The sequence below is a fragment of the uncultured Enterovirga sp. genome (genome assembly GCF_964242715.1).
In the GTDB taxonomy this organism is placed as follows: Bacteria; Pseudomonadota; Alphaproteobacteria; order Rhizobiales; family Beijerinckiaceae; genus Enterovirga.
In genome coordinates, this window is record NZ_CAXTAZ010000025.1 from 36,887 (window position 1) to 48,064 (window position 11,178).

The window sequence follows — 11,178 nt, forward strand, 5'->3', positions numbered from 1 at the left end:
CGGAACTCGGCGCGTCACGTCGGGCCGCGTGCACGGGGGCGTCCTGCGCGTGGTGTCCTGGGAGTTCGCATGAAGATCTCGAAATTCGGCGGCGCCGTTCCAAAGGCGTGGTTGGCGTAGAACGGATCGTCGAGGGTCTCCGACGGCCACCGCGACTGGAAGAGGGCGAGTTCGTCCGGGTGGATGCCGGGCCGGCGCGAGGCGGATTCGAAATGATAGAGCCGGCAGGCCGGTTCGTAGACGATGTGAAGCCCGAGCCGGCGGACCTTGAAGCAGAAATCGACGTCGTTGAAGTGGATGGGGAACGCTTCCTCGTAGCCGCCAACCTGCCGGTACACCTCCGTCCGGGTCATCATGCAGGCGCCTGTGACAGCGCCGTAGTTCCGGGGTGCGACCGAGCTGAAGGCGTAGCCGAGATCGGCATCCGGAAAGCCGCGCCGCACATGGTTCGGGTTGCCGTGCAGCGTCACGACGCCGGCATGCTGCACGGTGCCGTCCGGGTAGAGCAGCTTGCCCCCGACCACGCCGACATGCGGCTTCAGGGCCTGTGCCAGAAGGCGCTCGATCCAGTCGGGGGCGATCACCTCGACATCGTCGTTGAGGAGGAGAAGGTACTCGCCTGTTGCCCGTTCGGCCCCGAGATTGAGCTTGCGGGCGACGTTGAAGTCGGGGTCGTCGTAGAGACGGGTGCGGCAGCCGAGCGCCGCAAGCGCCTCGGCCTTCTCCGGAGCGAGATCGGGATTCACCACGACCACGATCTCGACGTTCCGGTAGGTGGAGCGCTCGCGAATGTCGCGCACGCACTCGACCACGAGGTCCCGCCGTCGGCCGGCTACCTCGAGGTTGCGCCCTGCCGAAGGGATCACGATGGAGACGAGCGGCGAGGCGGACAGAGACAGGTCGAGGCGGTAGCAGGCCTGGCCGTTCCCGATCGAGTTGACGGAGCCGGCTCGGCCGGTCCGTTGAAGGCGACCCATCAGGGCGCGAAAGTCCTGAGCCTCGTCCTCCGGCCGAGGTTTCGGAAACGCGTGAGGGCGGTGGCAAAGGACCTTCCGAACGTGGCGGACGCGTCCCGTGGTTTCGGTGAAGCGAAGCGCGAGATCGTAGGCCGCCTCCGCCGGGATGTTGCGCACGAGCGAGGCTCGAAACAGCGCCGGCGCGCCGAGATAATCGAAGCTCTCCAGCGTGTCCGGGCTCCAGGCGGGCTTGAAGAAGGGCAGCGGATCGGAGCCCCCCGTGTCGCCCTCCTCGTCGGCATAGAGGAGGTCGAGGCCGGGATCGGCCTGGGCCGCCGCGGCAAGGTGGTAGAGCGCGTCTGGCGTCAGCCGGTCGCCCGCTTTGAGGGGCAGCACGTAGTCGCCGGTGGCCCGGGCAAGGGCGGCGGCGAGGTTCGGCGCGACGTCATGGCCGCTGCCGGACGGATCCGGCCCGACGAGGATCGCGGTCCAGGCCTCGAATGTCTGAGCCTCGAGTGACCGGAGGGTGCCGTCCCGTGCCGCGCCGGCCCCGCCCTCGACAATGGCCGTGACGCTGGGCCTAAATCCGACCATCGCGGCGTAGGCACGCTGGCTCGCAGCGTCGGCTGCCTGCACACGGGCCTCCCGCTCGCGCCATCCGGGATAGTCGCTGATGTCCCAGGGGTCGAACGTGCCGAAATCGGTGTCGAGGCACAGGACGAGACAGCGGAAGACGGGCGCCCAGCGGCCCGGCTGCGTCTCGGCCTCGACGCGAAGGAGGTGCGGACCGGGCCGCAGGCGCGTCCCCAGGGTCCCGCCGCAACGGAGGGGGAGCTCCGCCAGCGGCGCGAAGGCGGCCGCCACGTCGGCGCGCTCGACCGGCTCCGCAGGGAGCAGGCGCCCGCCGATCCGCGCACGCCAGGGAAGCGGGCATCCGCGCGCGAGGTCGAGCACCCAGCCTGACACGGTCACGCGGTTCCGGGTGAGAAGACAGGGACCCGTCAGCCCGGGAATGGCCAGGTTGTAGCGGATATCCGGGCCGATCCGGCCTTGAGTCGCCTGCCGGCCGAGGGTTCTATCGCTCGACGCGATCAGCGCCTGCTTGATCCGCGCCCGGAGGGGTTTCAGCGGCGGATGACCGATCAGCTGCCCGAGGCCGGTCCCCATACGGGCCTCCTCTGTCCTGTCGGCCAGGTCACGACGCGATCCCGCTAGACTTCGCGCTGACCCGAGTCCCACGCCAGGGCGCAAAAGCCCGATCCGGCGGGCCGAGCCGGTTCCGTATCCCGTCCAAGACGCCGTTCCGGATCGCCGCGCGGGTTTCGCGCGAGAAGCGGTTGCGGGCCAGGTAGACGAGGATGCGGACCGGCAGCGAGAGAACCGTCTTCGCCCTGTGCCGGACCGGTATGTGGGGCAGCCGCAGCATCGAGAGCTGGTTGCGGATGAAGGTGTAGAGCCGCCGCGGCGGCTGGTCCGCGAGGAGAAGGCCGCCCGGAAGCCGGATCACGCCACGGCCCAGGCTGTGGTCCATGCGGATGTCGTCGGCGATCCAGATCGAGAAGCCGAGCGCATTCGCCCGAAAGCACCATTCGAGGTCGATCGCGTCGATGAAATAATCGGGACGGAAGGGACCGATGGCCCCGGCCTCTTCGAGCCCGATGAGGGAGCCCGACGAGATCACGAACTGCACGGGCGTGGCCGCCGCATCTATGGGGCGTGCGGTCTGCCCCGCGAGCCGGGCGATCCTCATCGGCCGACCGTCGGGGCCGTAGGGCCGCGGTCCGACGATGGCCGGGCGTTCTCCACCTGCCCGGAGAATCCGGCGCGTCTCCGCGAGCCTCGCCAGCGAGCCTGGCTCGGGCAGGCTGTCCTGGTCCAGCAGAAAAAGGTGTTGCAGGCCCTGGCTGACCGCACGAGACACGAGATCGTTGTAGGCCCGACCGAGGCCGACATTGTCCTCCGGACGCAGGACGGCGAGAGCCGTCGTACCGGAGGCGTCTCGCAGCCGGGCTTCGAGCTCGGCCGAGACCGGAGAATTGGCGAAGACCGCGACCTCTCGTGTCTCTGGCGCGACCCGGGCGACGAGGCGCGTCAGCTGCGCCTCGTCCGGGTGGAAGACCACGATGCCGGCATTCGCGTCGACGATCACACGATCATTCGGGGGGGCATCCCGTTCGGCGCCGTTGCGAACGTCGTCATGGACACAGGCCACGACGCCGCGCAGGCCCGGCTGAGGGGTGGTCATGAAATCGCGTCTTGCCCTTCGCAGGATGCTTTAGGCCGGGCCGAACTGCTAGCGCCGGCATCCTGCTTTGCCAACCATTTGTGCCCTCGCGTGAGCGGCGCATTCACGGAATGCGGGGCTGTCGGCCGCACCGGACCGGACCTTCCGGCGTGCCGTCAGGCCGCCCTCCGCGCCGGCTCACCGAGCGACAGCATCAGCCGGTTGGCCCAATTGAAGAAAGCCGCGCCGTGAATGACGTCGGAGATCTCGAGGTCGTCGAGCCCCGCTTCCCGGAGGGCTTCGACCTCGGTCTGGCCGAAGGCGGCGGGGGTGCGGCTGAGCGCGACGGAGGCCGAGACCACGGCGTCCCAGCGCGAGTCGATCGTGACGGAGACGCCCTCGTCGAGGAGGCGCTGCACATCCTCGCGCCGCTTCGAGAACTGGCTCGCGAAACGGGCATGGACCGAGGCGCAGTAGATGCAGCCGTTGAAGCGCGAGGCGGCGGCGGCCGAGAGCTCGCGTTCGGCCCGCGGCAGACCCATTTTCGTGTTGTAGAAGATGTCCTTGTCGGTCTTCGTCCGCGCACCCAGGATGTCCGGATCCCGCGCGAGCAGCATGAAATAATCCGACTTCGACCGCGCGGCGTCGACCAGCCCGGCCCAATGGCGGTCGGTGAGCTGGTCGGCCGGCAGCGGCTCGAGCCAGGGCAGCCAGTCGAGCTCCTCCTGCGTGAAGACGGGCGGCCGGTCGAGCGACGGATGCGTGAGGGTCGTGTCGGTCATCGAACTCACCTCGTCAGGATCGGGGCGCGGCAGCGAGGGCACGCAGGCCCGAAACGACCCGGAGCTGAAAAGCCAGGAAAGCGACGATCTGCGAGATCGTTACGATCCCGGTCGTCGTCCAGCCGGCCTGGAGCAGCACCTGGAGCGCCTCGGGCGCGGCTTCGCGCGGCCGATAGACCAGCATGTGGGCGTGGTCGAAGGCGGCCGAGAGGCGCGCGCCGAGACCGGTCCTGCGATCTGCGCCGACCCGGTAGGTCGGGCCGTCCGTGCTCTCCGGCCGTAACGGCCCTTCCGGATAATGCCCAGCCGGCCCTTCGGCGGCGGCGAGCCGGATTTCCGACCGGACCTTGTCGACGAGGCCGCCCTTTTCGGGATCGGCCTCCAGCAGGCCGGCATAGAATGCCCCGGCAGGCTCCGAGCCGTGCAGGCCGGACACGAACAGCGCGAGGGCGCAGCGCTCTTCGAGCGACACGTCGCCGGTTTCCACGGGCCGGAACAGCGCGTCGAAGCTCGCCTGCGCGTTGTCGCGGGTCTGCGGGCGCGTGGTCCGGATCGTGTCCAGATGCGAACCCGGCTCGATCCCGACGAGCCGGTCGATGACGTCACCCTGAGCCATTCTGCCTCTGCCTCCTGGAACCTTCCGGGCGGTGGTTATCGCGGCTCAGCCGGCCTGTCGAACGGCCGTAAGGGTCGCCGGCCGGCTCGATGTGGTCCAACCGAGGGCTGGGGCGACGACAGTCGCGAAAAGCTCCATCGACCGAAGCGTGAGGGCGGGCGGCGGATCGGCAGGATGGACCTGTGCGGCGACCTCGGTCGCGTGCGTGAGGGCGGTCTCGGCCCGGAGCGACCGCATCACGTCGTCCGGCGTCCCCACATGCATGTCCAGCGTGGCGATGACCTCGGCCAGCGACCCGGACGGGGTCGGGCGGCCGACGGCCCGCAATCGGTGCAAGAAGCGGTCGATCCCGATTTCCGCAAGGCGAAAAGCCTCGCGACGATCGTCTGCCACGAAGATGCTGCGGGAGGCGAGGATCCGCGGGCTCGCGCCCGGAGGGAGGGCGCCGAGATAGGCCTCGATCATCGGGTTCTGGAGGTCAGAGAGCGTCAGAGCCCGGCCGGGCGGTCGCGGCTGGGTCCGGGACAGCATGAGGCCGTCACCGGAGCGGCCCGCCCGCTCGGCGCCCTCGACCGAGAATGTCGCCTGCCAAATGCGGCGCCGAAGATCCGGCGCGGCCGGATAGAGCCGGGCGCCTCCCGCAATCGGCTGCCCGTCGATCGCCTCGAGGAACCGGCCGAGATGGCGGGCGAAGACCACGCCCTTCTTACCGGGATCGAGGTCGAAGGCCGCGAAGGAGCCGGGCGACCCGCCCGTGCCGAAGCCGAGTTCGAGCCGTCCGCCGGAGAGGATGTCCAGCACCGCCGCATCCTCCGCCACTCGCAACGGCTGTTCGAGCGCGAGAGTCACGATCCCGGTGCCGAGACGGATGGTCGCCGTGCGGGCGGCGGCCTCTGCCAGGAACACGAAGGGGGACGGCAATCCCCCTTCGTCGCCATCGAAGTGATGCTGGGCCACCCAGGCAGACGACATGCCGAGCGCCTCGGCCAGCATGATCTGATCCAACGCGGCCCGGTATCGGTCCCGTGGCTCATCCGGATCGAGAATCCGGGTGAAGAAGCCGATCCGTTTCCGGCCGTCGTCTGGCGTCATGAGCTTTCCGAAGCGGCGGCCGGTGTGGCGCGTGGCCGAAGCTTAGCGCACGGGCCGGGATCTGCGAGCCCGAGGAGTGACGCTGCCGGTCGCTTCGGGTTCGGCATAGGACGGTGCAGGCGTGGCGTAGGCCGACGTCGGCGCACCCGCGGCCGCATACGGGCTCCGGCTGTAGCTCGACATGAAGGCGCCTCCGGCCGCCTCGCGATCACCGCCATGCTCGGCAAGGGCAGGGACCGACGCGGCGATCAGACCGGCGGACAGGATCAAGGTGGTGAGACGGGTCATGGGTTGGCTCTGAGGTTCGGCCGCTCGTCGCGGCCTTGTGGCGATGAGCCGATATGGGGCTCGAGTCTCAGGCTGGTTGTGCGCTGCAGCACGCGGCAGCATATCCCGGCGTGGCGGAGTTCGGCCTGTTTCCTGAGAATCGGCAGGCGACGCCGCAAGGCCGTGTCCGGGCCGTCCCTTCGCGTCCGCCAAATACTGGACCCGAGCCGGGCTCGACCTTCGCCCTACGGCCGGCTACCTCGTTCGGGACGGGCTCGGGCGCGCGCCATCCGAGGCACGGGTCGCCCGGGACGACCGGATCTGGAGACACGCCATGCGCCTGGTCCCTTTGATGATGCTCCTCGCCGCACTGCCGATCCCGGTCCAGGCGCAGGCCCTGTCCACCATCGAATGCGCTGCCTACGGACCGATGCTGAACGCGGCCGGAGAGAGCGTAAAGGGTCTTGCGAGAGGCGCCCGCGAGATCGATCTCGGATCGGTCCGCTCCCGTGTGGGCGAGGAGACCCGGCAGGCGATCGCCCGGCTGGAGGACGCCAATGCCAATCTCCAGCCCGTGATGGCGGAATGGGCGGCGGCCGCGGCCGATCTCGCGGCCCGGCTCCAGAAGGATTGCTCCCGCTGATGAGACTACCCTGGCCGTCCGAGCCGGCGCCGTCGGGTCGCTGATGGTCACGCGACGGCGCGTCCTGCAGGTCGGTGGCGGCGGGGTTCTCGCGGGAGCGCTCGGGGCCGGCTATGCCGCAGGCGTCGAGCCGATGCGGCTCGTGGTGGCCCGGCACGAGATGGTCCCGAAGGCGCCCTGGCCGGAGGGCCTTCGCATCCGGATCGCTGCATTGTCCGACATTCACGCCAGCGATCCCTACATGAGCGCGGCCCGCATCCGGCGGATTGCCGAGGCCGCGAATGCGCTCGAACCGGACCTGATCGTTCTCCTCGGGGACTTCGTCGCCGGAAGCCGCATCGTCGCCTCCTACGTCGAGTCGCGGGACTGGTCCCGAGCGCTTGCACCGCTGCGGGCGCCGCTCGGCGTCCACGCCGTCCTCGGCAATCACGATTGGTGGGATGACCGGACGGCGCAGCGCACGGGAGAGAGCCCGGTTGCCCGGCGCGCATTGGAGGATGCCGGCATCCGGGTGCTCCAGAACGAGGCGGTTCCGCTCCGCACCGCGTCCGGAGACGTATGGCTCGCCGGGCTCGGCGACCAGCTCGCCTTCCTGCCGGCGAGGCGGCGCGACCCCTCCCGACGGCTCGGGATCGAGGATCTGCCGGGAACCCTGGCCGCGATCCCGAAGGGCGCCCCCTCGATCCTCCTGGCTCACGAGCCGGATATCTTCCCGCAGGTCCCGGCTCATGTCGCGCTGACCCTGTGCGGGCACACCCACGGGGGCCAGGTCCGCCTCTTCGGCTATTCGCCGGTGGTCCCATCCCGGTTCCGTAATCGCTACGCCTATGGCCACGTCCGCGAGCATACGGACCTCGTCGTCTCGGGCGGGCTCGGCTACAGCATTGTCCCGGTCCGGTTCGGGGTCCCGCCCGAGATCACCCTCGTCGAACTCGGGTCCGCGGCATGAACCCGCCCCACCAGATGCCGGTCCGGGTCTATTACGAGGACACGGATTTTTCCGGGGTCGTCTACCACGCGAGCTACCTTCGCTTCCTCGAACGAGGTCGCACGGAGCATCTCCGGAGCGCGGGCGTCGACCAATCCAGCCTTCACGCCGAAGGCAGCGGGATGGGCTTTGTCGTGCGCCGGATGCTGATCGACTTCGTCAGGCCTGCCCGGATGGACGACATCGTGACCATCCAGACCCGCACGGCAGCGATTCGGGGCGCCACGCTTGATATCGAGCAGCGCATCCTTCGGGACGGCGAGGTGCTGATCACGGCAACGGTTCTCGTCGCCGCTCTGTCCGGCGGCCGGCCGGTCCGGATCCCGGACTGGCTCCGTCCCAAGCTCGTCGGAGACGGCACGTAGCCGACGCCCAGGGCTCCGAGCGCGTCGCTACACCGCGCCGCACCATCTCGCGGTGCGACCATCACCATGTGAGAATGGTTGGCTGACCGAAGATTCGTCCGCGTCTCCGCGGGCGGGGTGGTCGGTTCTGCCCGGCGCAACCGGACGGACAGGTGGAAGGCGCTTTCGCATCGTGTCCTCGACCATTAAGGGTGATCACGAGCTCATCCTCGACGACCAGCGTCGCAGGGTGCATAATATCTATCGGCGATTGTCCGATCCTCTCGAAGGGATCGCAGCCGAGCCCGCAGCTCGGGGCTCCGGCAACAAGGGTGTGACGATGAAGGTGGTGCTCGCCCAGCCGCGAGGATTTTGTGCGGGCGTGGTTCGGGCGATCGACATCGTCGAGCGTGCGCTCACGAAATACGGCGCCCCGATCTACGTGCGCCACGAGATCGTTCATAATCGACATGTGGTCGAGACGCTCAAGGCCAAGGGCGCCGTGTTCGTGAAGGAGCTGTCCGAGGTCCCGGCCGGCGCCGTGACGGTGTTCTCCGCCCATGGCGTGGCCCGCTCGGTCCAGGATGACGCGAAGCTCCGCAGCCTGCCGGTGCTCGACGCCACCTGTCCGCTGGTGACGAAGGTCCACAACCAAGGCCGCCGCTACGTGACCCAGGGCCGAAAGCTCGTTCTGGTCGGGCATGCAGGGCATCCGGAGGTCGTCGGCACCCTCGGCCAGATCGACGCCGAGGTGCATCTCGTCCAGACCGCGGCCGACGTCGCGACGCTGCCGCTCGCCCTCGACACGCCGATCGCCTACATCACCCAGACGACGCTCTCGGTCGACGATACCCGCTCCATCATCGAGGCTCTGACCTCCCGCTTCACTGACGTGATCGGGCCCGATATCCGCGACATCTGCTACGCGACTCAGAATCGGCAGGCGGCCGTTCGCCAGCTGACCGGCCTCGTCGACGTCCTCCTCGTCGTTGGCGCACGGAATTCCTCGAATTCCAACCGCCTGCGCGACGTCGGCGAAGAGGCGGGGCTCCCGAGTTATCTCGTGGCCGATGGCAGCGAGGTCGATCCGGCCTGGCTCGTCGGCGCGAGGACGATCGGGCTCACGGCCGGCGCCTCGGCCCCCGAGGTGCTCGTCGACAGCGTGATCGACGCGCTCCGGCGGATCGGACCGGTCGAGGTCTCGATCCTCGACGGCACCGAGGAAAACATCACCTTCAACCTTCCGTTCGAGCTGCGCAGCCCCGAGCCAGCCGCAGCCCAGAACGCGGCGGCCTGACGGCCCGCAACGAAAGCAAGAGATCAGCGTGGGTATTCCTCTTCGACAGATCGTGTCGGTCGGCAGCTATGTCGTGAAGCAGCATCTGAAGGGTAACAAGCGTTACCCGCTGGTGCTGATGCTGGAGCCGCTCTTCCGCTGTAACCTCGCCTGCGCCGGCTGCGGCAAGATTGATTATCCGGACGAAATCCTGAACCGGCGCATCTCGGTCGAGGACGCGCTGGGCGCGGTGGACGAATGCGGCGCCCCGGTCGTCGTCATGGCGGGCGGCGAACCGCTCATCCACAAGGACCTGCCGAAGATCGTCGACGGCATCGTCGCGCGGCGGAAATACGCGATCGTCTGCACGAACGCGCTCCTGCTCGAGAAGAAGATCGACCAGTACAAGCCCTCGCCGTATTTCACCTGGTCGATCCATCTCGATGGCGACGAGCAGATGCACGACAAGTCCGTCTGCAAGGCTGGCGTCTACGAGAAGGCCACCGCGGCCCTCAAGCTCGCCAAGGACAAGGGTTTCCGGGTCACGATCAACTGCACGTTCTTCAACGATTCCGATCCGGAGCGCGTGGCGAACTTCTTCGACACGGTCACGGCGATGGGCGTCGACGGAATCACGGTGTCGCCGGGCTACGCCTATGAGCGCGCGCCCGACCAGAAGCACTTCCTGAACCGGAAGACGACGAAGGACCTGTTCCGCGGCGTGTTCCGGCGCGGCAAGGAGAAGGCGAGGGCGGGCGGCAAGCGCTGGGCCTTCAACCAGTCCACGATGTTCCTGGACTTCCTGGCCGGCAACCAGACCTACAAGTGCACGCCGTGGGGCAATCCCACCCGCACCGTGTTCGGCTGGCAGAAGCCCTGCTACCTCCTCGGCGAAGGCTATGCCAAGACCTTCAAGGAGCTGATGGAAGACACGAACTGGGATAATTACGGCGTCGGCAATTACGAGAAGTGCGCCGACTGCATGGTCCATTCGGGCTTCGAGGCGACCGCCGTGATGGACACGGTTCGCCGTCCCTGGGCGGCCGCGAAGGTTGCGCTGTTCGGCATCGGAACCGAAGCCGAGATGGCGCCGGATGTCGACCTCTCGAAGCAGCGGCCGGCCGAGTATGTCTTCTCGCGCAACGTCCAGCAGAAGCTGTCAGAGCTGAAGGCCGAACCCCGGCCCCAGAAAGCCGCGAACGCGGCGTAATGCCCGGAACGCCCGGCCCGCATCGCGGGCCGTGGCGAGGAGCGCCGCTAGTTGGCCCGGGTCGCGGGCCAGCCCCCTGATCACCCCGAGAACATCCACGGATCCGTCCGGCCGCATGGCGGCACCTGCGACAGGCGGCAGGCTGTGATCGGCTCCGTCGGAAACCGCCCGCAAAGCTGCAAACGGCAGGTCGTGGGCGGCGGCGTAGCGGGCTGCGATATGGGATTCCATGTCGACCGCGGCGGCGCCGGTGTCGGCCCGTAGCCGAGCCTTGTCTGCTGTTCCTAGAACCGGCGCATCGACGCCGAGGAGCGCAATCGAGCCGGACGGCGTGATTCGAGGCTCGCGTTCGACTCGCACCTCAGGTCGAGGACGTGGATCGATTTCACCGCCCTCCTCATCCTGAGGCGCCCCGCGTAGCGGGGCCTCGGAGGACGAACGAGGCATCGAGGCAGGCCGGTCAGGCTCGCCGATCCCGAACCCGGTCCAGCGCTCCCGAAGCTCAGGGGTCGTTGGCCAGCTTTCGCCGTCGAGGCTCAGGACGTGATCCGGCACGAGAATGTCGCCGACGCGGAGCAACGGATCGAGGGCGCCAGCCAAGCCAAAGCTGATCACGGCATCAATGCCCTCGCGAGGCACCGCTTGAAGGCGTCGTTCGAGGATCGCCCGCACCCCGCCTCCTGCAACGGTCACGATGTTGGAACCGGCGGCGATCCTGGCCTCGTGCCCGAGGCCGCAGACGACGAGGATGGTCGTCATGGAGGATCCCAGGAGGGGCCG

At 68.5% G+C, this 11,178-nt stretch carries 12 protein-coding genes; 5 read left to right on the top strand and 7 right to left on the bottom strand.

Annotated features, from left to right (window positions below):
* Window positions 1-14: 14 nt before the first annotated feature.
* The 6 genes from ACFE87_RS13725 to ACFE87_RS13750 form a co-directional block, all read right to left on the bottom strand.
* A complete protein-coding gene (locus tag ACFE87_RS13725) occupies window positions 15-2,123 on the bottom strand; it encodes a glycosyltransferase (protein ID WP_375460203.1) in 2,109 nt (702 codons plus the stop codon).
* Window positions 2,124-2,151: 28 nt separating this feature from the next.
* A complete protein-coding gene (locus ACFE87_RS13730; RefSeq protein ID WP_375460204.1) occupies window positions 2,152-3,201 on the bottom strand; it encodes a rhamnosyl transferase in 1,050 nt (349 codons plus the stop codon).
* A gap of 155 nt (window positions 3,202-3,356) precedes the next feature.
* Window positions 3,357-3,962, bottom strand: a complete 606-nt coding sequence (locus tag ACFE87_RS13735) for an alkylhydroperoxidase domain protein (RefSeq protein ID WP_375460205.1) — start codon at window positions 3,960-3,962, stop codon at window positions 3,357-3,359.
* Between the two features lie 13 nt (window positions 3,963-3,975).
* The gene (locus tag ACFE87_RS13740; RefSeq protein ID WP_375460206.1) at window positions 3,976-4,578 is read right to left on the bottom strand and encodes a CMD domain protein; all 603 of its coding nucleotides are present in this window, start codon (window positions 4,576-4,578) and stop codon (window positions 3,976-3,978) included.
* 45 nt (window positions 4,579-4,623) lie between these two features.
* The gene (locus ACFE87_RS13745; protein ID WP_375460207.1) at window positions 4,624-5,670 is read right to left on the bottom strand and encodes a putative FMN-dependent luciferase-like monooxygenase; all 1,047 of its coding nucleotides are present in this window, start codon (window positions 5,668-5,670) and stop codon (window positions 4,624-4,626) included.
* A gap of 42 nt (window positions 5,671-5,712) precedes the next feature.
* On the bottom strand, window positions 5,713-5,958 hold the full coding sequence (locus ACFE87_RS13750; RefSeq protein WP_375460208.1) for a hypothetical protein: 246 nt from the start codon (window positions 5,956-5,958) through the stop codon (window positions 5,713-5,715).
* Between the two features lie 313 nt (window positions 5,959-6,271).
* Here ACFE87_RS13750 and ACFE87_RS13755 point away from each other — a divergent pair, with 313 nt between their 5' ends.
* The 5 genes from ACFE87_RS13755 (at window position 6,272) to hpnH (ending at window position 10,398) form a co-directional block, all read left to right on the top strand.
* A complete protein-coding gene (locus ACFE87_RS13755) occupies window positions 6,272-6,580 on the top strand; it encodes a hypothetical protein (protein WP_375460209.1) in 309 nt (102 codons plus the stop codon).
* Window positions 6,581-6,623: 43 nt separating this feature from the next.
* Complete coding sequence (locus ACFE87_RS13760) at window positions 6,624-7,529, top strand: metallophosphoesterase (RefSeq protein WP_375460210.1); 906 nt, start codon at window positions 6,624-6,626, stop codon at window positions 7,527-7,529.
* Window positions 7,526-7,933: a tol-pal system-associated acyl-CoA thioesterase gene (gene ybgC, locus ACFE87_RS13765; protein ID WP_375460211.1), complete on the top strand. Its 408-nt coding sequence runs from the start codon at window positions 7,526-7,528 to the stop codon at window positions 7,931-7,933. Before ACFE87_RS13760 ends, ybgC begins: the two co-directional genes overlap by 4 nt.
* A 319-nt stretch (window positions 7,934-8,252) precedes the next feature.
* Window positions 8,253-9,209, top strand: a complete 957-nt coding sequence (ispH, locus tag ACFE87_RS13770; protein WP_375460235.1) for a 4-hydroxy-3-methylbut-2-enyl diphosphate reductase — start codon at window positions 8,253-8,255, stop codon at window positions 9,207-9,209.
* A 28-nt stretch (window positions 9,210-9,237) separates the two neighbouring features.
* Window positions 9,238-10,398, top strand: coding sequence for an adenosyl-hopene transferase HpnH (hpnH, locus tag ACFE87_RS13775; protein WP_375460212.1), 1,161 nt, complete (start codon window positions 9,238-9,240; stop codon window positions 10,396-10,398).
* On the opposite strand, the gene ACFE87_RS13780 is transcribed toward hpnH, so the two are convergent.
* Entirely contained in the window at window positions 10,348-11,157 is an 810-nt protein-coding gene (locus tag ACFE87_RS13780) for a phosphorylase (RefSeq protein WP_375460213.1), read from the bottom strand. The two genes, hpnH and ACFE87_RS13780, sit on opposite strands and share 51 nt — an antisense overlap.
* Between the last annotated feature and the right edge of the window lie 21 nt (window positions 11,158-11,178).

Bases quoted from the DNA above. Each gene is read 5' to 3' on its own strand.
- ybgC (WP_375460211.1), top strand. From the start codon at position 7,526: ATGAACCCGCCCCACCAGATGCCGGTCCGGGTCTATTACGAGGACACG.
- ACFE87_RS13760 (WP_375460210.1), top strand. From the start codon at position 6,624: ATGGTCACGCGACGGCGCGTCCTGCAGGTCGGTGGCGGCGGGGTTCTC.
- ACFE87_RS13780 (WP_375460213.1), bottom strand. From the start codon at position 11,157: ATGACGACCATCCTCGTCGTCTGCGGCCTCGGGCACGAGGCCAGGATC.
- ACFE87_RS13750 (WP_375460208.1), bottom strand. From the start codon at position 5,958: ATGACCCGTCTCACCACCTTGATCCTGTCCGCCGGTCTGATCGCCGCG.
- ispH (WP_375460235.1), top strand. From the start codon at position 8,253: ATGAAGGTGGTGCTCGCCCAGCCGCGAGGATTTTGTGCGGGCGTGGTT.
- ACFE87_RS13745 (WP_375460207.1), bottom strand. From the start codon at position 5,670: ATGACGCCAGACGACGGCCGGAAACGGATCGGCTTCTTCACCCGGATT.
- ACFE87_RS13740 (WP_375460206.1), bottom strand. From the start codon at position 4,578: ATGGCTCAGGGTGACGTCATCGACCGGCTCGTCGGGATCGAGCCGGGT.
- ACFE87_RS13755 (WP_375460209.1), top strand. From the start codon at position 6,272: ATGCGCCTGGTCCCTTTGATGATGCTCCTCGCCGCACTGCCGATCCCG.
- ACFE87_RS13730 (WP_375460204.1), bottom strand. From the start codon at position 3,201: ATGACCACCCCTCAGCCGGGCCTGCGCGGCGTCGTGGCCTGTGTCCAT.
- ACFE87_RS13735 (WP_375460205.1), bottom strand. From the start codon at position 3,962: ATGACCGACACGACCCTCACGCATCCGTCGCTCGACCGGCCGCCCGTC.
- ACFE87_RS13725 (WP_375460203.1), bottom strand. From the start codon at position 2,123: ATGGGGACCGGCCTCGGGCAGCTGATCGGTCATCCGCCGCTGAAACCC.